Raw genomic sequence first — 20573 nt, 5'->3', positions numbered from 1 at the left:
TCAAAGCGGGCAATGCATCACCACGATCGGGCTCTGGTGATACTCGCTGCGGTGGCTTTCGCTGAAGCCGACCTTTTTCGCCAACGCCAGCGAAGCCTGGTTTTCAGGCGAGATGATGCAGACGGTTTTTTCCCCCGGCAGGTGCGTTTTCCCCCAGGCCAGCGCCGCCCGCAGCGCCTCGGTGGCATAGCCTTTGCCGTGCGCCGAACTCACCAGCGTCCAGCCCATCTCCGGCGCATCGAGCGCTGGGGTGATGTCGCGCAGGAAGTCGGAGAAGCCGATGCTGCCGAGATACTCGCCGCTCTGTTTGTCACGCACCGCCCAATACCCGTACCCCAACAGCGCCCAGTGGCCGACGTAGCGCATCAGGCGCCCCCAGGAGTCTTCTCGGTCGCGCGGGGTGCCGCCGATATAGCGTACCACCAGCGGATCGGCCCACAGAGCGGCCAGCGAGTCGAAGTCGTCCAGCGTGTGTGCGTCCAGCCGCAGGCGTTCGGTGACAAGCGTTGGCGCGGTGTTGATTACGGTCATGTTGCTGCTCCTGCACAGGGTGAAAGGCGATGAAAAACAACGGCGTTCAGTATGCCAGAGAAATCACACCGCCAGCCACAATAGCCAGGTGAACAGAAAGCCGCTCAGACCGAGCAGGGTGGTCAGCACCGTCCAGGTCTTCAGGCCATCGGCCACCGACAGCCCCAAATAGCGCGTGACGATCCAAAAACCGGAGTCGTTGACGTGGGAAAGCCCCAGCCCGCCAAAACAGGTCGCCAACGTCACCAGCACCAGCTGCAGCTGATTCAGCCCGCTGACCGCTTCCGACAACAGGCCACCGGTGGTCAGGATCGCCACGGTGGCGGAACCCTGTGAAGCGCGCAGCGCCAGCGAAATGATAAAGGCGGCGGGTACCAGCGGCAGGCCGATGGCCGTCAGTACTTCGGCCAGCGCCTTGCCGACGCCGGATTCCACCAGCACCTTGCCGAACACGCCGCCCGCGCCAGTCACCAGGATCACCACCGCGGCGGTTGGCAGCGCGGCGCCCATCACGTCGCTGGCGTGTTGCAGGCTCCAGCCGCGGCGCAGCGCCAGGAAATAGAAGGCCAGCAGCAGGGCTATCATCAGCGCCACCGCCGGCGAGCCCAGCAGAGACAGCGCATCGCGCAGCGCCGAACCTGCCGGCAACAGCGTGGCGGAGACGGTGCCGAGCATGATGATGGCGATCGGGATGACGATCAGCGCCGCCACCAGGCCGGCGCCAGGCGGGTTGATGCGATCGCTGAGGGGCGCTTGCCCTTCCGGACGCGGCTCCGGCGCAGCCAGCTGCAGCTGTTCCAGCACCTCTATCGATAATGGATAGGTTTTGCGGTTGAGGTAGTTGGCGGCGAAATAGCCGATCACGCCGACCGGGATACAGATCGCGAGGCCGATGATGGTCAGCCAACCGATGTCGGCGTTGAGCAAGCCGGCGGCGGCGACCGGGCCGGGGTGTGGCGGTAGCGCGACGTGTACCGTCAACATCACGCCGGCCATCGGCAGGCCGAACTTCAGCGGTGACACTTTGGCGACCTTGGCGAAGCCGTAAATAATCGGCGCCAGAATGATAAAGCCGACGTCGAAGAACACCGGAATGCCGAGGATAAATGCAGCGAGGGTCAGCGCGGCGACGGTATGTTTCGGCCCCAGCCCCTGGCTGAAGCGCTGCGCCAGCGACTCGGCGCCGCCTGAGTGTTCGATCATGCGCCCGAGCATCGCCCCCAGACCGATGATGATGGTCACCGAGCCGAGCACGCCGCCCATCCCGGCGGTCATTACTTTCATCACTTCACCGGTCGGAATGCCGCTGGCCAACGCCACCAGCAGACTGACCACCAACAGCGCGACAAAGGGCTGCACCTTCGCCTTAATCACCATCAATAACAGCAGCACCACGCCGAGTACGGCAATCAGCAACAGCAGAGAGGTAGACATGAAAAAAGCCTTTCGTTGGGTAAGCGTTGGGCACCGCGATCGCCGCGTGGCGATACGGGTGCGTTTCATTGTTATAAAATCGATTTCCTGGTGTCGGCGTGCGGCTTTAGCGGTAAGGCTTCAGCCAGCCGAGCCCGGCGGCGGTGTCGCCGCGCGGGCGGTATTCGCAACCGATCCAGCCCTGATAGCCGAGCGCATCCAGCTTGTCGAACAGCCACGGGTAATTCAGTTCGCCCTCGTCAGGCTCATGGCGATCCGGCACCGAGGCTATCTGGATATGCGCGTAGCGCCCGGCCAGCGTCTCCAGCAGCCCGCTGATATTGCCGTCCACCAACTGCGCGTGGAAAAAGTCGAACTGAATGAACACGTTCGGTCTTTCGATCGCCGCCACCGCTTCCGCCGCCTGATGTTGACTGGCAAACAGGTAGTCGGGCTTGACCGGCGGGCTGAGCGCTTCGATCAGCACCTTGACGCCGTGCGGGGCGAAGGCGTCGGCGGCATAGCGCGCATTGGCGATAAAGGTGTCGAGATAACGCTGTCGATCAGCGCCCGCGGGCACTACGCCGGCCATCAGGTGCACGCAGGGGCAGGAAAGAGCGATGGCGTAGGCCAGCGCGCGATCGATATCGGCGCGCGCATCCCGCTCGCGGCCCGGCAGCGCCGCCAGCCCCCACTCACCGGTGGCGGCATCACCGGGCGCGGTGTTGAACAGCACTTGTTGCAGGCCGTGTTCGCGCAGCTTCTCGGCCAACAGCTCCGCGGGATGCTCGTAAGGGAACAGGAATTCCACCGCGTTGAAGCCCTGTGCGGCAGCGGCGGCGAAGCGATCGAGGAATGGCACCTCGGTAAACATCATCGACAAATTGGCGGCAAATTTAGGCATGGTTCAGCTCCGTAATTCGGCAATTTCATCATCGGTCAAATAGCGGATCGGACGATCGCCGAGGGTGAAGATCAGTCGCGCCGCATCTTCCATCTCTTCGGCATTGTCCGCCGCCGCTCGCAGGTCTTTACCGGTCACCACCGGCCCGTGGTTGGCCAGCAAAAAGGCACGGTGGGTCGGCGCCAGGCGGGCCAGATCCTGTGCCAGCCTTTCGTCGCCGGGCCGGTAGTAAGGCACCACCGGCACCTTGCCGACGCGCATCACCACATAGGGGGTGAACGGTTTGATGGCGTTGTCGGCGTCCAGCCCCTGCAGGCAAGAGAGCGCCGTGAGGTAGGTGCAATGCAAGTGCACTACCGCTTTGCATTCCGGGTTGTTCAGATAGAGCGCCCGATGAAAGCTGATCTCTTTCGACGGTTTGTCGCCGGAGAGCCAGTCGCCGTTCAGGCTCACTTTAGACAAGCGATCGGCCTGCAGCTCGCCGAGACAGGAGCCGGTCGGCGTCGCCAGCAGCGCGCCGTCCGGCAGCAACAGCGAGAGGTTGCCGGCAGAGCCGGTGGCGTAGCCGCGTTGGAAAAACGAGGCGCCAAGGCGCACCATCTCTTCACGCGCCTGCTGTTCGGTGGTCATGCTCATACTGAAAACTCCGTTTGCGCGCGTGAGAAGAAGGCTTCATCGCCAAAATTGCCTGATTTCAACGCCAGGGAAATGGCCCGATCGCTGGCGCGCACCCAGGGAACGCCGGGGGAAATGCTGGGGCCGATATGGAAGCCGCGAATGCCCAGCGCCTGCGTGACTACGCCGGAGGTTTCGCCGCCGGCGACGATAAAGCGGTTGAAACCCAACTGATGCAGTTGCACCACCAGTTCGGCGAACAAGGCTTCTACCGCTTCGCTGGCGGCGGCGCCATGCCGTTGTTGCGTTTGCTGCAGCGACTCCGGCGATGCAGTGGCGTAGATCAGCGGGGCAAGCGCTTCCCCGGTATGGCGCTGCGCCCAATGCGCCAACTCGGCGGCGTAGGCCGCTCGCGCCTGCGGATCGAGACAGCGGCCGATATCGATGGCCTGCGCCGCCGCGCGTTCACGGTAGTGCGCCACCTGCCGGTTGGTCATCACAGAACACGAGCCCGACAGCACCGCCGCTTTTTCCCCCTGCGGCGCACCGGCCGCCTCTGCCGAACGTTCGCCATTCTGCGCCCATTGACGCGCCAGGCCGATCGCCAGGCCCGAACCGCCGGTCACCAGCTTCATCGTTTTCAACGCTTCACCCTGGGTGAGCAGATGCCGTTCGTTGAGCGTATCCAGCACTGCGTAGCGCACGCCGTCCTGCGCCAATTGCTGCAGCTTCTCGCTGACCGCCTCGGCGCCGCGATCCATTTCTGCCGCCGTCACCAACCCACAGCGTCCGGTGGCCTGGGATTCCATCAGGCGAAGCAGGTTGCTGTCGGTCATTGGTGTGACAGGGTGATGACGCATGCCGGATTCAGACAACAGCTGTTCCCCGACAAACAGGTGGCCCTGATAGACCGTGCGGCCGTTTACCGGCAACGCCGGTGAGACAACCGTGAAATTTTCTCCCAGCGCGGCGAGCAGGGCGTCGGTCACCGGGCCGATATTGCCCTGTGCGGTGCTGTCGAAGGTGGAGCAGTACTTGAAGTAGAACTGACGGCAGCCCTGTTCTTGCAGCCAGGCCAGCGCCTGCAACGACTGTTCGACCGCCTGCTCTGCCGGGCAGGAACGCGATTTCAGGCTAATGACCGCCGCCTGTGCGTTTATTTGCGTTTCGTCTTGCGGCACGCCATTCAGCTGCACCGTCGGCAGGCCATTTTGCACCAGAAAACTGGCGATGTCGGTCGCGCCGGTAAAGTCATCCGCGATTACGCCAAGCAGCATCAGAGCGCCTCCTTTTTTTGCGGCAAATCAATGCCGGCAAAGATTTTGATTACCGCACTGTCGTCTTCTTTACCGTAGCCGGCGTTGCTGGCGGCGGTAAACATGGTGAAGGCGGTGGAGGCCAGCGGCAGCGGGAAATGCAGTGCCTTGGCGGTATCCGCCACCAGCCCCAGATCCTTGACGAAGATATCCACCGCCGATTTGGGCGTATAGTCGCCGTCGACCACGTGGCGCATGCGATTTTCGAACATCCAGGAGTTGCCGGCGGCGTGGGTGACCACGTCGTACATCACGTCCAGCGGGATGCCGGCGCGGGCGGCCAGCGCCATGGCTTCCGCGCCGGCGGCGATGTGTACGCCAGCCAACAGCTGGTGGATGATTTTTACCGTCGCGCCAAGGCCGATCGTTTCGCCGATGCGGTAAACCTTGCCGGCGATGGCGTCCAGCACGGGTTGCAGGCGCTCGAAGGTGGCGTCTGCGCCGGCGGCCATCACCGTCATCTGGCCTTCCTCTGCCTTGGCCGCTCCGCCGGAAACCGGCGCATCCAGCATCGGCAGCCCGTAGTCCAGCAGCCGTTGCTCGATCTGTTTGGCGTCATCGGCGGAAATGGTCGAACAGACCATCACCGCGGTGCCTGGCTTGAGCTTTGGCGCCAGGCCTTGTTCGCCGAACAGGATCTGCTTCACCTGGGCGGCGTTCACCACCAGCAGCAGCACGACGTCCAACTCGGCGGCGAAGTCGCACGCGCTGGAGGACGTTTGCTTAGCGCCGGCCTGTTGCAGCGCCGCCAGTGCCTGCGGATTCAGGTCCGCCCCGTAGGTGGTCAATCCGGCGCGGAGGCACGAGCGCGCCGCGCCCATGCCCATCGCCCCCAGCCCGATAACGCAAACGGCATAATTCCCTGGGTGTGTCATACTGCACTCCTGTTAATTTTAGTGATAATTTGTTTTGTTGTGTTAAATGTAAGCGCTTAGTGGCCGTTTATCCGCGATCGATATCACAATAATTAACAATGTGTGAAACGAATTTTTCGGGTGATTTCTGGTCCGTATCAACATTACTATTATGTTTTTAAATAAGATTATGTTTACCTGACCTAACTGCGCTCGCCGTCACGCCGCGAAAAATTAGGGCTATCGGCGAACGAAAATTGACGTAAAATCACAATTATTATCACCGCAGCAACGAGAGGGAACCGTGATACCTGTAGAACGCCATCAACAAATTCTTGCGCTGGTATCCGAACGCGGCGTCGTCAGCATTGCCGAGCTGACCGAACGGCTGGGGGTGTCGCACATGACGATCCGCCGCGATTTGCAAAAGCTGGAGGAACAGGGCGCGGTGCAGTCGGTCTCGGGCGGCGTGCAGGCGCCTGAGCGGGTGGCAAGCGAACCTTCGCACCAGGCCAAAGAAGGGATGTTCAGCCGGCAGAAAATCGCCATTGGCCGGCTGGCGGCGCGGCAAATTCCCGCCAACAGCTGTATTTATCTGGATGCCGGTACCACCACGCTGGCGCTGGCGAAACAGATCGGTGAACGTGAAGATTTGACGGTGGTGACCAACGACTTTGTCATCGCCGGGTTCCTGATAGAGCATAGCCAGTGCCGAATCATCCACACCGGCGGCACCGTGTGCCGGGAAAACCGTTCCTGCGTTGGCGAAGCGGCGGCGCAGGCGCTGCGCGGTCTGTTTATCGATCTGGCGTTTATCTCCGCCTCTTCGTGGAGCATGCGCGGCCTGTCGACGCCGAACGAAGACAAGGTGATGGTGAAGAAGGCCATCGTCGAGGCCAGCCGCCGCCGCATTCTGCTCAGCGATACGTCCAAATACGGCAAGGTCGCGACCTACCTGGCGCTGCCGATTGCTGCCTTTGACGCTGTCATTACCGACGAGGGGTTGCCCGCCGCCGCGCGGGAGGCCATTGAGCAAGCGGGGATTGCATTGCTGACGGCGGGAGAAGAAGAATAAGGACGAACCGGAATCAGGATGAAAGTTCGGTATCGATGCTACGTGCGGGCGGTTCACTGGCTTCAACGCCGCCGCGTTCACGCCATTCGCGGCGCCTTTGTTCAGCCCATTCTTCGTGGAAGGCTTGCATCTCTTTTTGGTGCCGTTTCTTTATGCTCATAGGGGTTGGGTGGGATTCTGCCGTTAACAGGCGGGATTTCGATGACATATAATCCGTCCTCAATAAGCCCTTGGTTGTACAAATAATGTACGCGATGCGCATGTTTTTTCAAGAGCGAGTCATAAATTCTGGCTAACGCTGGCCTGAGCGGTACGCTGAAAACCAATAATCGCGACGGGGAAGATCCCTCCAGCCGCCGATGAGGCTTATGCGCAGCGCCGCGCAAAACTAAATGCCGCTGAACCAGTTGTAGCCCTGATCTTCCCAATACCCGCCCGGATTGACGTCGCTGACGAAGATCGCGGCGATATGTTTGGCGTTTTTGAACCCCAGCTTGGTTGGCACGCGTAGCCGCAGCGGGTAGCCATAGCCCGCCGGCAGTGCCTTGCCGCCGAAATCCAGCGCCAGGATGGTCTGCGGGTGCAGCGCGGTGGCCATGTCGAGGCTGGAGTAGTAACGATCGGCGCATTTGAAGCCGACGTAACCGGCATTCAGATCCGCGCCGACGTGCTGCAGAAAGGTGCGCAGCGGCACGCCGCCCCATTGACCAATGGCGCTCCAGCCCTCAATGCAGATCAGGCGAGTGATCTGGCTTTGCTGCGGCAGCCGCTGCAGCTGTTCCAGCGTCCAGGGCGCTTTTTTCTCCACTTTCCCCGCGACCTCAAGCCGATAGCCGGCAAGATCGATCTCGGGGACGTTGTATTCCGGGTAAAACGCGTTGAAGGGGAAAGGCTGGGTAATTTGATCGGGCCGGTAAGTTTGCGCCAGCCGCTGACCGCTGAACAGCCAGGCCTGCACCCGGTCGTTCCAGCGCGACATGGCCCACAGCACCTTATCCACCTGATCGCCGTCTTGCAGGTTGCAACCGGTGAGCATGGCGATGCCGCCCAGCGTCAGGCCGGAGCGCAGCATCAGCCGGCGCTGCAGATTGACCAGTTGCTTTTTTTGGTCCGGTTCCAGTTTTGGCGCGGTTGCCCGCTGTTTTTTCTCATTCATGTTTGCCACCCGTTATCATCGCCCACAGCGTTTTGGGCACGACGATCACCATAAAGACGTGGATCGCGACGAACAGGCCGATGCCGGCCATGGCGAAGAAATGCACGTAGCGCGCGAAATCGAAGCCGCCAAACAGGGCGACCAATCCCTGCAGCTGAACCGGCTTCCAAATCGCCAGGCCGGACAGCACCAGTAATAGCCCCAGCGCCAGTACGCCGAGGTACATCAGTTTCTGAATGGCGTTATAGCGGCCATGCCGGTGGCGCAGGCGCAGCGTCAACGCCAGCCAGATATCCTGCCGCAGCGCGCCGAGGCGAAGCGGCAACAGATCGCGGCGAAAATGACCGCTGAACAGGCTCCACAACAGATAGCAGACGGCGTTGAGCGCCAATAGCCACATCACCGCCAAATGCCAACCAATCGCGCCGCCCAGCCAACCGCCCAGCGTCATCTGCGGCGGAAAGCGGAAATCGAACAGCGGCGAGGCGTTGTAGATTTCCCAACCGCTCATGAACATGCACACCATGGCGAACAGGTTGATCCAATGAGTGATTCGAACCGGCCAGCGATGCACCGGCGGCGACGCGTTGGTCTTCATGGCTTTCCTCCGGTTACATCGGCGGCACAGTGCCGTCTTTGCCGGCGGAAATGCGGGTGGCGATGCGTTCGCCCTTATCGTCGGCGGCGGAGAACAGCACGATGTGCACGCCCGGTTTCAGCAGGCTCAGATCGCCCGGATCCAGCGTCACGATCGGCACGTCTTCCGGCACGACGACGGTTTTCTGCTGGTTGCCGTAGGTGACGGTCAGGGTGCGGCCGTTGGATTTCACCAGTTTACCGACGGTGCCGTTGGTCATGGTGTCCACTTTGCCGTCGGCGGATTCCCAGGCCGAGTGCCCTTCGCCGGTGCCGCGCAGGCTGGCGGCGAACACGTGCACTTCCAGCGCTTTGAGCGTGCCGTCCGGCTGCGGCACGGCGGCGGTGCCGATAAAGCTGTCCGGTTTGATATCGTCCAGCGTGGCTTTGGAAACGCTGAGCACTTTGGTCTGATCGTTCAGCTTGACGCTGAGTGTCTCGCCCTTGCGGTCGGTCAGCTGCAGATTGCCGTCGGCAACCTGCGTGATGGTGCCGCGCACCGGCGCAATCACCTTGCCCGGCGGTTGGGCGGCGGCGGCCAATCCGCTGGAAAGCAGTAACGTGGACAACAGTAAACCGGCTATACGATGACGGGTAATCATAACGTTCTCCTGAAATGAGTTTGCCGGTTAAGCATGGTTGACCTACTGGGTCAGCGCCATGGCCGTTTGATGACATTAATGTCATCAAGTTTGTCCGCCGAAGCTGCTAGTATTTTTGCAGACGTAACGAGGTGGTGAGCATGCGAATACTGGTAGTTGAAGACGATATCGGCACAGGGGATTACCTGAAGAAAGGGCTGGGGGAAGCGGGCTACGGCGTCGATTTGGCGCGCACCGGCACCGACGGGCTGTTTCGCGCGTTGGAGCAGGACTACGATGCGATCGTGCTCGATGTGATGCTGCCGGGGCTGGACGGTTGGCAGATCATCGAGGTATTGCGCAAGAAAAGCGACGTGCCGATCCTGTTTCTCACCGCCCGTGATGGCGTGCAGGATCGCATCCACGGCCTGGAGCTGGGCGCGGACGACTATCTTATCAAGCCGTTTTCCTTTACCGAGCTGGTGCTGCGTTTACGCACCTTGCTGCGCCGCGGGCCGGCGCGCGAAGCCGATCATTACGCTATCGCCGATCTGCAGCTGGACGTGCTGCGCCGTCGGGCGGTGCGCCAGGATCAGGTGATCCCGTTGACCAACAAGGAATTCATGCTGCTGCACCTGCTGGTGCGGCGCGAGGGCGAAGTGCTGTCGCGTACGCAGATCGCCTCTCAGGTGTGGGACATGAATTTTGACAGCGACACCAATGTGGTTGACGTGGCGATCAAACGCCTGCGCGCCAAAATAGACCGGCCGTTCGACGTCAAGCTGATCCACAGCGTGCGCGGCATCGGCTATGTCTGCGAGCCACGCTCGTGAGCGGGCGCACGTCACGTCGGCCGGTGTCGCTGACGCTGCGCACCGCTACGCTGTTCGCGCTGGTGGCCGCGTTGGTGGTGAGCGGGACAGGCGGGTATCTGTTTAGCGCCATGCGCCAGGAAATGACACTGCGCAGCGATCTGCAGGTGACCGGGCGCGTAGAGTATTTCCGCCATTTACTGGGGCAGCGCTTTCCTTTGGCGCGCCTGACCGCCAATAACGGCCTGTTTGAAAACATGCTGGGCAATGAACAGGACGTGCTGATTTTCCAAATCCCGGGGCAAAAACCGCTCATCAACGTGAACCCCGCCAGGGTGGCCCTGCCGCCGATCGCGCCGACGCCGCCTGAACAGGCGCAGACGTTGGCCGCCATACGCGGCGGAGAAACGGCGCAGGGGGTGCCGCTGCGCGCCGCTTCGGCGATGGTGCGTCTGGAAGACGGCAGCCTGTTGCAGATCTCCGCCGCGCATGTGATGGCCAACGAGCAGAAGATGCTGGCGCGTTACCTGTGGCGCATCGTCGCGGCGGTCGCGGTGGCTTTCCTGCTGATTGCGCTGCTGGGCTATGGGGTCATGCGGCGGGGATTGAAGCCGTTATGGCGCATGGCGGCGCAGGCGTCGCAGATTGCGCCCAATACGCTGTCGACACGCCTCAGCGAGCAGGGGGCGCCGAAGGAGTTGCAGCAGCTGACCCGTTCGTTCAATGCGATGCTCGATCGGTTGAATGAAGGCTATCAGCGGCTGACGCAATTTTCCGCCGATCTGGCCCATGAGATCCGCACGCCGGTAGGGGCGTTGATGGGCCAGTGCCAGGTGGCGCTTTACCAGCCCCGCAGCGTGGAGGAGTACGAAACCCTGCTGTCGAACAATATGGATGAGCTGGAGCGCATTTCCCGCATGGTGGAAAACATTCTGTTTCTGGCGCGCGCCGGCGAAGCGCAGTCTGCGCTGAACTACAGCCGCCTGGATGTGGCGACCGAGCTGCGGCGGGTGGCGGATTATTTCGAAGGGCTGGCGGAGGAACGCGGCATTGCGTTGAGCTGCGAAGGGGAAGGCGCGCTGGAGGCGGACGCGATGTTGTTCCAGCGGGCGCTGAGCAACCTGGTGGCCAACGCGGTGCGTTATGCCGACGAAAACAGCCTGATCGTCCTGCGGGCTGAACGGCGCGCCGATGCCTGGTGGGTGCAGGTCATCAATCAGGGGCCGCCGATCGCGCCGGCACAGTTGGAAAAACTGTTCGATCGTTTCTATCGCGCCGATCCCGCACGCAGCGCCGGCAATCATGCCAGTGGGCTGGGGCTGTCTATCGTGCGCGCCATCATGACGCTGCACGGCGGTGAGGTGCGCGCCGAATGTATCGGGCGCGCGCCTGTCGCCAACATCCTCTTCAGCCTGCGGTTCCCGATCGCACAATAACCGTTGTGCCGTGTTAACGCGGCGGAATGGCGAAGCGGAAGCAGGCGCCGCTTTGCGCTTGTTCGATCAGCTGAATATCGCTGTCGTGCAGCTGCAGAATACGCCGCACGATCATCAACCCCAGTCCGCCGGAAGGGCGCCGGGCGCCGCTCAGGACAGACGGGCGCACGAACAGATCGGCGCGCAGCGTCTGCGGAATGCCGGGGCCGCTGTCGCTGACCTGGACCATGACCCGATCGTCCTGCCGCCACAGCCGCACGCCGATGTCGCCGCCGGGCGGCGTATGGCGAATGGCGTTGTCCAACAGGTTGGTCAGCACCCGCTCAATCATGCTGAGATCGGCGAACACCGGCGGCACGCCGGGGGCGATGTCGGCGTGCAGCCGCTGGTTGCGCGCCTCCGCCGCCAGCTCGAACTTCTGGAACACGTCCTGCAACAGCTCGCTGAGGGAGAAGGGCTCTTTCTGCGGCTTCACCACGCCATACTCTAATCGAGCCAGCTCGAACAGCTCCTGCGCCAGCTTGCCCACCTTGCGGCTTTGCGCCAGCGCGATCTCCAGATAGCGCCGCCGATCGGCTTCGCTCAGGGTGGCGGCCTTAACCGACAGCGTCTCCAGATAGCCGTGCAGCGAAGTGAGCGGGGTGCGCAGATCGTGCGAGACGTTGGCGATGAATTCACGCCGCAGCCGATCCTGCTGCGCCAGCGTTTGCCATTGTTCGGCCAGGCGCTGCGCCATGCGGTGGAAGGCCTGTTGCAGCTGGCTGACTTCGTCGCGCCCGGCCCGTACCGCCGGCAGCGCCGCGTAGGCCTGCACCGCTTCGATGCCGCCGCTGTCCAGCGCGCTGACCTGCCGGGTCAGGCGACGGATCGGGCGCGTTACCCAATAAAACGCGAAACCGCCGGCCAGCAGGCTGAACAGCACCATCACCCCGGAGGTCCACAGCGCCATCCTGACCGCCGAGTTGAACTGGGCGTTGCTGGCCAGCGCCGTGTACTCTTCGCCGAGCAAGACCACGTACAGATAGCCTTCGACCCGGCCGTCGACCTTCAGCGGCGCGACGCTGAACACCTTGCGCCCGTCCGCGCTGCGCGGATCGTCGCCATACACCGGCATCTGCGCGCCATCGAGCAGCGCCTGCAGCGGCGCCAGCGCGACCCGCTGCCGCTTCAGATGCCCGGCCGGCGCGGCGTTGCCGATAATCGCGCCCTGTTTGTCGAGCAGGTAAACCTCCACGCTGGGGTTCACCGCCATCAGCTGGTCGAATAGGGTATGCACCGCCTGCGGATCCGGCCCGTTCACTCCCAGCAGCGGATTGCTGTCGGCGATATGCTGCGCCAGGTTGCCTGACAGGCGCTGGATCACTGCCTGGCTGTACTGGGTGCTGCTGCGTACCTGCATCCAGCCGGAAAAGGCGCAGCCGATGACGATCAGCAGCGTGAAGATCAGCGTGAGGCGTTGCGCTAACGTCAGGTTTTTCATGGCTTACTCATGCGGCGTGGCCGCGAATTTATAGCCCATGCCCCACACCGTGAGGATGCGCTCGGGTTCCGCCGGGTTGCGCTCGATCTTGATGCGCAGCCGGTTGATATGGGTGTTGACGGTGTGCTCATACCCTTCGTGCTGATAGCCCCAGACCTGATTCAACAGGCTGAGGCGCGAGAACACCTGGCCCGGGTGGCGGACGAAAAAGTACAGCAGGTCGAATTCGCGCGGCGTCAGCTCGACCGGTTGTTGGTGCAGGTGCACCTCGCGGGCGATGGGGTCGATGGTCAGATCGTTGAAGCTGAGCACGCCGGCGTCCATGCGCAGGTTGCGGCTCATGGCCTCCTGGCGGCGAAACAGCGCCTTGACTCGTGCCACCAGCTCCAGCATGGAGAAGGGTTTGGCCAGATAGTCATCGGCGCCCAGCTCCAGCCCCAGCACGCGGTGCACCTCGCTGGAGCGCGCGCTGGTGATGATGATCGGCGTGTAGCGCGTCATGGTGCGCGCCCGGCGGCAAATCTCCAATCCGTCCACGCCCGGCAGCATCAGATCGAGGATGAGGGCATCCCAGCCGCCCTGTTCCAGCATCGCCATGCCCTGATTGCCGTCGGCGGCGTGGCTGATGGCGTAACCCTCGTCACGCAGATGCAGCTGCAGCAGCTCGGCGATGTCGCCGTCGTCCTCGACGATCAAAATTCGTTTTGGCTTGTCCATTCTCATTACCGCTGATTGCCCGATCCTCTCTGAAGTCTACACAACCCCCACCGGTGGAGTTATCACATTTTATTTAACTTTGCGTGAGGTCTTGGGGAACAAATCCGGGGAATACTCGACTCATCGCATCGTTAGCTGGCAGGAATCGTTATGAGCCTCACCCTCACTCCGGAACAACGACAGACCGTACATCCGCTGTGGCTGCGGTTGACGCATTGGCTGAATGCGCTGGCGATGCTGATCATGGTGACCAGCGGCTGGCGCATCTACAACGCTTCGCCGCTGTTCAACTTCAGCTTTTTCAACGAGCTGACGCTCGGGGGCTGGTTGGGCGGCGCGCTGCAGTGGCACTTTGCCGGCATGTGGCTGTTTGGCATCAACGGGCTGTGCTACCTGCTGCTGAACCTCACCAGCGGGCGCTTCAAACGCAAATATTGGCCGCTCAGCCCGAAGCAGTTTCTCGCCGATGTCGGCGCGGCGCTGCGCGGCAGGCTGCAGCACGCCGATCTGCGCCACTACAACATGGTACAGCGCGTGGCCTATCTGTCGGTGATGCTCCTCGGCGTGATAAGCGCGCTGTCCGGACTGGTGCTGTGGAAATCGGTGCAGTTTCCGCTGCTGCGCACGCTGCTCGGTGGCTATGAGGCGGCGCGTTATATCCACTTTTTCGCCATGTCGGCGCTGGTGGCCTTCGTCGCGATCCACCTGGTGATGGTGGCGCTGGTGCCGCGGACGCTGCTGGCTATGCTGCGCGGACGTTAAGGAGTTCACGATGAAAAAGGATAAACAGATCATGACGATCGGCGAAGGGCAGGCGATCGTCAAAGAAGCGCAGCGGCTGTTGAGCGCGCCTTCGCGCCGCCGCTTTTTGCGCAATGGTCTGACGCTGGGCGGCATCGCCATGCTCACCGGCTGCGATCTCAGCGACAACGCCAACGTCGAGCAGGCGCTAAGCCGCATGTCGCGCCTCAATGATCGGGTGCAGGGCTGGCTGTTCAACGGCGATCGCCTGGCGCCGGTCTACCCGGAATCGATGATCACCCGGCCGTTCCCGTTCAACGCCTTTTACGCCGAGGAGGACGCGCCGGACATCAACGGCGACGACTATCGGCTGGAAGTGGCGGGGTTGGTGCAGGACAAGCGCGCCTGGAGCCTGCCGCAGCTGCATCGGATGGCGCAGGTCAGCCAGGTGACGCGCCATATTTGCGTTGAGGGTTGGAGCGCCATCGGCAAGTGGGGCGGTGTGCCGTTCGCCACCTTTCTCAAGGCGATCGGCGCGGATCTGAGCGCCCGCTACGTCAGCTTCAAATGCGCCGATGACTACTACACCAGCATCGACATGGCCACCGCGCTGCATCCGCAGACGATTATCGCGCTGACCTACGACGGCCAGATCTTGCCGCGCAAGTACGGCTATCCGATGAAGCTGCGCATGCCGACCAAGCTGGGCTACAAGAATCCGAAGCACATTCAGGTGATCGAGGTCACCAACCACTTCCCGGGCGGTTACTGGGAAGATCAGGGTTACAACTGGTTTGGCGGCAGCTGAGGCGGCCGCCGGCCATTCTCCGGCACTCCGGTGCCTTTGACATGACGGAAGGAAATACCATGAAAAAGTTATTCGCAATCATGATGTGTAGCGCGCTGATGCTGGGTGTGGCCGGCGCCAACGCCGCGGACGGCATGAGCAAAGACGCGATGAAAAAGGACGGCATGAGCCAGATGTCGCACGACGGCATGGCGAAAGATGGGATGAAGAAAGAGTGCATGGGCAAGGAGTGCATGAAGAAAGACAAGATGGGGAAAGACGCCATGAAAAAGGATGGTATGGCGAAAGACGGTATGGCCAAAGACGGCATGAAGAAAGACGAGATGAAAAAGGACGCGATGGGGCACTAAGCCGCCGCACCCCGCGGTCGCAAGCGGCAAACCGCGGCGGCCGCGGGCAACATAAGGAGAGAGGATGATGCTGGCGACATGGCTGCGGCGCTTTCGGCGCTCGAACGGGGACGTTATCTTTATGCGTGCGGCGTTGGTGGTGATCTTCGCCGCCTTCGGCTACGCCAAATGGTTTGATTACGAAGCGCAGGGGTTAGTGCCTCTGATCGGCAACAGCCCGCTGCTGAGCTGGATGCATCAGGCGTTCGGCATTCGCGGCGCCAGTTATGCATTGGGCGTCGCCGAATGGAGCTTCGGTTTACTGTTGCTGGCGGGGTTCTGGTCGCGGCGGCTGGGTTTGCTGGGGGCGATCGGATCGACGGTGACCTACCTGACCACGCTGACGCTGATCTTTTCCACGCCGGGTGCCTGGGAGCCCTCCGCCGGCGGTTTTCCCGCCATGGCCGGGGCCACCAGTTTTTTAATTAAGGATCTGGTGTTGCTGGCCGGTTCCCTGGTGCTGCTGAAGGCCGATTTACCGGCCGAGCAGGCATAAAAAAGGGCGTAGCCTGGCTACGCCCTGTGGTTATTTCTCGGCCATCACATATCCGGGAAGGTCAGGGTGCCCCCCGGCGCCTCGCGATGAATGTGCAGGAAGTTCAGGTGCTTCTCGTACTGGTCGAGAATGTCACCAATCACCTGTTCCTTGCTGTAGTCCATCAGGTCGTTGCCCTGGGTGCCTTCCATCAGGAAGGTTTCCAGCCGGTAGTAGTGCGATTTACCGGAGCGGGCGCGGTAGGTGAAGCCCGGCACCGAGTAGCGCATCGGCCAGATCTGATAGATGAAGTTCTGTTCCTCGCCCAGGTGCACCAGCAGTTCCAGGTGGTTCAGGCGCTCGTCTTCGGTCGGCGGCACTTCGCTGAACTCCACTTTCGCGCCGCGCAACTCCAGCTCGCGCGCCACGTCCTGCATCGCCGGGCGGCAAACCTTATCCAGCATTTTCTGCGTGTACTGCGTGCCCGGGTAGTTCATCACCCGCGACAGACGCTGTTTCCAATTGAGCACATCGTGGCTGGAGACCGGCACCGGCGCCAGGGTGCTGAGCGCGCTGGCCTTGCGGTAGTCTTCCACCCGCAGCGATTTATACAGCCCGGCCATCACGAAGAAGATCACGAAGCTGAACGGCAGGCCCATGATCACCGTGGTTTTCTGCAGCGCCGGTACGCCGTCGGTCATCAGCATGCCGATGGTCAGCAGGCCGATGGCCACCGACCAGAAAATCCGCAGCCAGTTCGGTGCATCATTATTGATATCGGCCAGGCGCGAGGTGAAGTTACCCAGCACCAGCGAGCCAGAGTCCGCCGAGGTGACGTAGAACAGCAGGCCGGTGATGGTGGCCACCGAGGCGCTGAAGGTGAAGCCGGGGTATTGCGCCAGCAGGCTGTAGAAGCCGCGCTCCGGGAACTGCATCACTTCCTGAGCAAACTCGGCGTTGCCGTGGATGATCTGGTACAGCGCGCTGTTGCCGAAGATAGACAGCCACAGCAGGGTGAACACGAACGGAATGATCAGCGTGCCGACCACGAACTGGCGAATGGTGCGCCCGCGCGAGATGCGCGCCAGGAACAGGCCGACGAACGGCGACCACGCCACCCACCAGGCCCAGAAGAACAGCGTCCAGTTGTTCATCCACTCCACCGGCCGATCGAACGCGAAGCTGTTGAGCGTCATGCCCATAAAGCGGTTGACGTAATCGCCGACGTTAAGCACCAGCGCGTTGAGCAGGAACTCGGTGTCGCCGAAGAACAGCACGAACAGGATCAGGCCCAGCGCCAGCAGCACGTTTAGCTCGGACAGGATGCGGATGCCCTTGTTGACGCCGGAAGTCACCGAGATGGTGGCCATAATCACCGACAGCAGGATCAGCGAGCCCTGCACCGTCAGGTTTTCTGGGATCTCGAACAGCACCTTAAGGCCGTAGTTGAGCTGCACCACGCCGATGCCCAGCGTGGTGGCGATGCCGAAGATGGTGCCGAGCACCGCGGCGATGTCCACGCTGTGGCCGATCGGGCCGTTGATGCGCTTACCGAAGATCGGGTACAGCGCCGAGCGGATGGTCAGCGGCAGATTGTAGCGATAGCTGAAGTAGCCGAGGGCGATGCCCATCAGCGCATACATCGACCAGCCGGTCAGGCCGTAGTGGAACAGCGTCCAGACCATCGCCTGGCGCGCGGCCTCCAGCGTTTGCGCGTCGCCTTCCGGCGGCATCATGTACTGGGTCACCGGCTCGGCGACCGAGAAGAACATCAGGTCGATGCCGATGCCGGCGGCGAACAGCATCGCCGCCCAACTCATCAGGCTGAACTCCGGTTTGGACTGTTCCGGCCCGAGCTTGATGGAACCGAAGCGCGAGGCGGCGATAAACACCACGAACACGATGTACAGCGTCGCCGCCAGCAGGTAGTACCAACCGAAGGTGGTCGACACCCAATTCAGCGTGCGGGTGATCCACTGCCCTGAGAAGTCGGTGAAAAAGATGGTCATCAGCGAGAAGGCCAGGATCAGCCCCGCCGAGGTGAAGAAAACCACAGGGTTGAGGCGGTCCTGCTGCGGTTTGGAGGAGGTTTCGCGTGTTGTCATCGTCATCCTCTGAACTGAGTAAAATCGTGCCGCTCCGCATTTCGGGGCGCGTTGGCGCCGCCGGAAAACGGGCGAATGAAGGCGGCGACCATCCCCATGGGAATGGCCTGAAAAACGCCGCTTTCGCCTGTTGCTGAAGCACCGGAGCGCTTCGTAGCGGGAACCGCTTACAGCCACTGATTTTGGTCAGATTCGTTAATTACCTCACAAAAATCAGCCAGTTCCACAACCAGATAGTACAAATTTTTAACCAGGCGGCAATAAAATATATGCAATTTTTATTGAACGTTCAATCAAAAAAAAGTTTAATAGTCCTCATGATGACCTGAATCACGGGCGAAACGGCAGTGAAATTTGCCCGCTGAGATAAGGCCGAAGTCGGTTTTGTGAGAGTCGAAATATGCCAAAGGTAGGAATGCAGCCAATCAGAAGGCAGCAGTTGATTGATGCCACGCTCGCCGCGGTAAACGAAGTGGGAATGCATGACGCCACCATCGCGCAGATCGCGCGGCGGGCCGGCGTTTCCAACGGCATCATCAGCCATTATTTCAAGGACAAGAACGGCCTGCTGGAAGCCACGATGCGCTATCTGATCAGCCATCTGGGCGAGGCGGTGAAGCTGCGGTTGCAGGCGCTGACCGATAACAGCCCGGCGGCGCGGCTGCAGGCGATCGTCGCCGGCAACTTCGACGACAGCCAGATCAACAGCGCGGCGATGAAGACCTGGCTGGCCTTTTGGGCCAGCAGCCTGCACCAGCCGCAGCTCAACCGGCTGCAACAGGTGAACGGCCGCCGGCTTTATTCCAACCTGTGCGCCGAGTTTCGCCGCGTTATGCCGCAGCCGCAGGCGCGGTTGGCGGCCAAGGGGCTGGCGGCACTGATCGATGGGCTGTGGCTGCGCAGCGCGCTGCGCGGCTCGGCGTTCAATCAGTCGCAGGCGTTGACGCTCACGACCGAATACATCACGTTCCAACTCCGGGGGCAAACGCCGCCCGGAGGTTAACTCAAGGAGATCCTATGTCCCGTTTTGGCTTGCAGAAGCTCTATATTCATGGCGCCTATGTAGACAGCACCGCTGGAAAAACCTTCAACGCCATTAACCCGGCGAACGGCGAAGTTCTGGCTGAAGTCCAGTCCGCCGGCGCTGAAGACGTCGATCGTGCGGTGGCCAGCGCGGCCAGCGGGCAGAAGGTGTGGGCGGCGATGACGGCGATGGCGCGTTCGCGCATCCTGCGTCGCGCGGTGGATATTCTGCGCGAGCGCAACGATGAACTGGCGGCGCTGGAAACGCTGGATACCGGCAAAGCGATGTCGGAAACCACCGCGGTGGATATCGTCACCGGCGCTGACGTGCTGGAGTATTATGCCGGCCTGATCCCGGCCATTGAAGGCGAGCAGATCCCGCTGCGCGACACTTCGTTCGTTTACACCCGCCGCGAACCGCTGGGCGTGGTGGCCGGCATCGGCGCCTGGAACTACCCGATTCAAATCGCGCTGTGGAAGTCCGCGCCGGCGCTGGCGGCGGGCAACGCGATGATCTTCAAGCCGAGTGAAGTTACGTCGTTGACGGCGTTGAAGCTGGCGGAAATCTACACCGAAGCCGGCCTGCCGGACGGCGTGTTCAACGTGGTGACCGGCAGCGGTGCGGAGGTGGGGCAGTACCTGACCGACCATCCGGGCATCGCCAAAGTCTCTTTCACCGGCGGGGTGAAAACCGGCAAGAAGGTGATGGCCAACGCCTCGGGTTCGACGCTGAAGGAAGTCACCATGGAGCTGGGCGGCAAGTCGCCGCTGATTATCTTCGACGACGCCGATCTGGATCGCGCCGCCGATATCGCCATGATGGCCAACTTCTACAGCTCCGGCCAGGTGTGCACCAACGGCACCCGCGTCTTTGTGCCGGCGGCGTTGCAGGCGCAGTTTGAGGCGAAGATCCTCGAACGCGTGAAGCGCATTCGCCTCGGCGATCCGACCGATCCGCAGACCAACTTCGGGCCGCTGGTCAGCTTCGCGCACATGGAGTCGGTGCTGCGCTTTATCGAAAGCGGTAAGAACAGCGGCGCGCGCCTGCTGTGCGGCGGCGAACGCGTCACCCATGGCGAATTCGGCAAGGGCGCTTATGTGGCGCCGACGGTATTCAGCGACTGCCGCGACGACATGGAAATCGTGCGTGAGGAGATCTTCGGGCCGGTGATGAGCATTCTCAGCTACCAGAGTGAAGAGGAAGTGGTGCGCCGCGCCAATGATACCACCTTCGGCCTGGCCGCGGGCGTGGTGACCCACGATCTGGCCCGCGCACACCGCGTGATTCATCAGTTGGAAGCCGGCATTTGCTGGATCAACACCTGGGGCGAGTCGGCGGCGGAAATGCCGGTCGGCGGCTATAAGCAGTCCGGCGTCGGCCGCGAAAACGGCCTGACCACGCTGGAGCACTACACCCAGATCAAATCGGTGCAGGTCGAGCTGGGCGAATACGCCTCGGTATTCTGATCTTCCCGTCGCCTTTCGAGCCGCAGCCGCGTTGGCTGC

At 61.9% G+C, this 20573-nt stretch carries 22 protein-coding genes; 9 read left to right on the top strand and 13 right to left on the bottom strand.

Annotation, left to right across the window (positions count from 1 at the left end):
• The 6 genes from BVU99_RS20780 to ltnD form a co-directional block, all read right to left on the bottom strand.
• Positions 1 to 531 carry a GNAT family N-acetyltransferase gene (locus tag BVU99_RS20780; protein ID WP_025302092.1) on the bottom strand — a complete coding sequence of 177 codons (531 nt, stop codon included), beginning with the start codon at positions 529 to 531 and terminating at the stop codon, positions 1 to 3.
• A 63-nt stretch (positions 532 to 594) separates the two neighbouring features.
• Positions 595 to 1965 (bottom strand): GntP family transporter, encoded by a 1371-nt coding sequence (locus tag BVU99_RS20775; RefSeq protein ID WP_048795956.1) that lies wholly within the window; start codon positions 1963 to 1965, stop codon positions 595 to 597.
• Positions 1966 to 2071: 106 nt separating this feature from the next.
• Positions 2072 to 2848: a 2-oxo-tetronate isomerase gene (gene otnI / locus BVU99_RS20770; RefSeq protein ID WP_025302094.1), complete on the bottom strand. Its 777-nt coding sequence runs from the start codon at positions 2846 to 2848 to the stop codon at positions 2072 to 2074.
• Positions 2849 to 2851: 3 nt separating this feature from the next.
• Positions 2852 to 3484, bottom strand: a complete 633-nt coding sequence (locus tag BVU99_RS20765) for an aldolase (protein WP_038629064.1) — start codon at positions 3482 to 3484, stop codon at positions 2852 to 2854.
• Positions 3481 to 4740, bottom strand: a complete 1260-nt coding sequence (gene otnK, locus BVU99_RS20760) for a 3-oxo-tetronate kinase (protein ID WP_099816773.1) — start codon at positions 4738 to 4740, stop codon at positions 3481 to 3483. The genes BVU99_RS20765 and otnK overlap by 4 nt, the downstream gene beginning before the upstream one ends.
• Positions 4740 to 5654: an L-threonate dehydrogenase gene (gene ltnD / locus BVU99_RS20755; protein ID WP_099816774.1), complete on the bottom strand. Its 915-nt coding sequence runs from the start codon at positions 5652 to 5654 to the stop codon at positions 4740 to 4742. Before ltnD ends, otnK begins: the two co-directional genes overlap by 1 nt.
• Before the next feature lie 283 nt (positions 5655 to 5937).
• Here ltnD and ygbI point away from each other — a divergent pair, with 283 nt between their 5' ends.
• Complete coding sequence (ygbI, locus tag BVU99_RS20750; protein ID WP_025302098.1) at positions 5938 to 6708, top strand: DNA-binding transcriptional repressor YgbI; 771 nt, start codon at positions 5938 to 5940, stop codon at positions 6706 to 6708.
• A gap of 13 nt (positions 6709 to 6721) precedes the next feature.
• On the opposite strand, the gene BVU99_RS25180 is transcribed toward ygbI, so the two are convergent.
• From BVU99_RS25180 to BVU99_RS20730, 4 genes are all read right to left on the bottom strand, one after another.
• Entirely contained in the window at positions 6722 to 6916 is a 195-nt protein-coding gene (locus BVU99_RS25180; protein ID WP_153266254.1) for a hypothetical protein, read from the bottom strand.
• Between the two features lie 180 nt (positions 6917 to 7096).
• A complete protein-coding gene (locus BVU99_RS20740) occupies positions 7097 to 7864 on the bottom strand; it encodes a molybdopterin-dependent oxidoreductase (protein WP_099816775.1) in 768 nt (255 codons plus the stop codon).
• A complete protein-coding gene (locus BVU99_RS20735; protein WP_099816776.1) occupies positions 7857 to 8462 on the bottom strand; it encodes a cytochrome b/b6 domain-containing protein in 606 nt (201 codons plus the stop codon). The genes BVU99_RS20740 and BVU99_RS20735 overlap by 8 nt, the downstream gene beginning before the upstream one ends.
• A 13-nt stretch (positions 8463 to 8475) precedes the next feature.
• On the bottom strand, positions 8476 to 9102 hold the full coding sequence (locus BVU99_RS20730; protein ID WP_099816777.1) for a hypothetical protein: 627 nt from the start codon (positions 9100 to 9102) through the stop codon (positions 8476 to 8478).
• A 140-nt stretch (positions 9103 to 9242) separates the two neighbouring features.
• Here BVU99_RS20730 and BVU99_RS20725 point away from each other — a divergent pair, with 140 nt between their 5' ends.
• Positions 9243 to 9914, top strand: coding sequence for a heavy metal response regulator transcription factor (locus BVU99_RS20725; RefSeq protein ID WP_021504273.1), 672 nt, complete (start codon positions 9243 to 9245; stop codon positions 9912 to 9914).
• The gene (locus BVU99_RS20720) at positions 9911 to 11329 is read left to right on the top strand and encodes a heavy metal sensor histidine kinase (RefSeq protein ID WP_099816778.1); all 1419 of its coding nucleotides are present in this window, start codon (positions 9911 to 9913) and stop codon (positions 11327 to 11329) included. Before BVU99_RS20725 ends, BVU99_RS20720 begins: the two co-directional genes overlap by 4 nt.
• Before the next feature lie 13 nt (positions 11330 to 11342).
• Here BVU99_RS20720 and BVU99_RS20715 read toward each other — a convergent pair whose 3' ends face one another.
• The gene (locus tag BVU99_RS20715; protein WP_099816779.1) at positions 11343 to 12809 is read right to left on the bottom strand and encodes an ATP-binding protein; all 1467 of its coding nucleotides are present in this window, start codon (positions 12807 to 12809) and stop codon (positions 11343 to 11345) included.
• Between the two features lie 3 nt (positions 12810 to 12812).
• Positions 12813 to 13526, bottom strand: coding sequence for a response regulator transcription factor (locus BVU99_RS20710; RefSeq protein WP_099816780.1), 714 nt, complete (start codon positions 13524 to 13526; stop codon positions 12813 to 12815).
• A 150-nt stretch (positions 13527 to 13676) separates the two neighbouring features.
• On the opposite strand from BVU99_RS20710, the gene BVU99_RS20705 reads away from it, so the two are divergent.
• The 4 genes from BVU99_RS20705 (at position 13677) to BVU99_RS20690 (ending at position 15960) form a co-directional block, all read left to right on the top strand.
• Positions 13677 to 14288 carry a cytochrome b/b6 domain-containing protein gene (locus BVU99_RS20705; RefSeq protein ID WP_099816781.1) on the top strand — a complete coding sequence of 204 codons (612 nt, stop codon included), beginning with the start codon at positions 13677 to 13679 and terminating at the stop codon, positions 14286 to 14288.
• Between the two features lie 10 nt (positions 14289 to 14298).
• Positions 14299 to 15075 (top strand): molybdopterin-dependent oxidoreductase, encoded by a 777-nt coding sequence (locus tag BVU99_RS20700; protein ID WP_049295259.1) that lies wholly within the window; start codon positions 14299 to 14301, stop codon positions 15073 to 15075.
• 59 nt (positions 15076 to 15134) lie between these two features.
• Positions 15135 to 15425 carry a pentapeptide MXKDX repeat protein gene (locus tag BVU99_RS20695; protein ID WP_099816782.1) on the top strand — a complete coding sequence of 97 codons (291 nt, stop codon included), beginning with the start codon at positions 15135 to 15137 and terminating at the stop codon, positions 15423 to 15425.
• A gap of 64 nt (positions 15426 to 15489) precedes the next feature.
• A complete protein-coding gene (locus tag BVU99_RS20690; RefSeq protein WP_004939115.1) occupies positions 15490 to 15960 on the top strand; it encodes a DUF417 family protein in 471 nt (156 codons plus the stop codon).
• Between the two features lie 44 nt (positions 15961 to 16004).
• Here BVU99_RS20690 and BVU99_RS20685 read toward each other — a convergent pair whose 3' ends face one another.
• Positions 16005 to 18044: a choline transporter gene (locus tag BVU99_RS20685; RefSeq protein WP_004939112.1), complete on the bottom strand. Its 2040-nt coding sequence runs from the start codon at positions 18042 to 18044 to the stop codon at positions 16005 to 16007.
• 400 nt (positions 18045 to 18444) lie between these two features.
• On the opposite strand from BVU99_RS20685, the gene betI reads away from it, so the two are divergent.
• Both betI and betB read left to right on the top strand, forming a co-directional pair.
• The gene (gene betI / locus BVU99_RS20680) at positions 18445 to 19047 is read left to right on the top strand and encodes a transcriptional regulator BetI (protein ID WP_025302109.1); all 603 of its coding nucleotides are present in this window, start codon (positions 18445 to 18447) and stop codon (positions 19045 to 19047) included.
• Between the two features lie 14 nt (positions 19048 to 19061).
• Positions 19062 to 20534: a betaine-aldehyde dehydrogenase gene (betB, locus tag BVU99_RS20675; RefSeq protein WP_016928486.1), complete on the top strand. Its 1473-nt coding sequence runs from the start codon at positions 19062 to 19064 to the stop codon at positions 20532 to 20534.
• Positions 20535 to 20573: the final 39 nt, after the last annotated feature.

The organism is Serratia sp. OLAL2 (assembly GCF_002752475.1).
GTDB lineage: Bacteria > Pseudomonadota > Gammaproteobacteria > Enterobacterales > Enterobacteriaceae > Serratia > Serratia bockelmannii.
The sequence above is the reverse complement of the archived record's forward strand: the minus strand, read 5'-3'. Positions and strand labels throughout refer to the sequence as shown.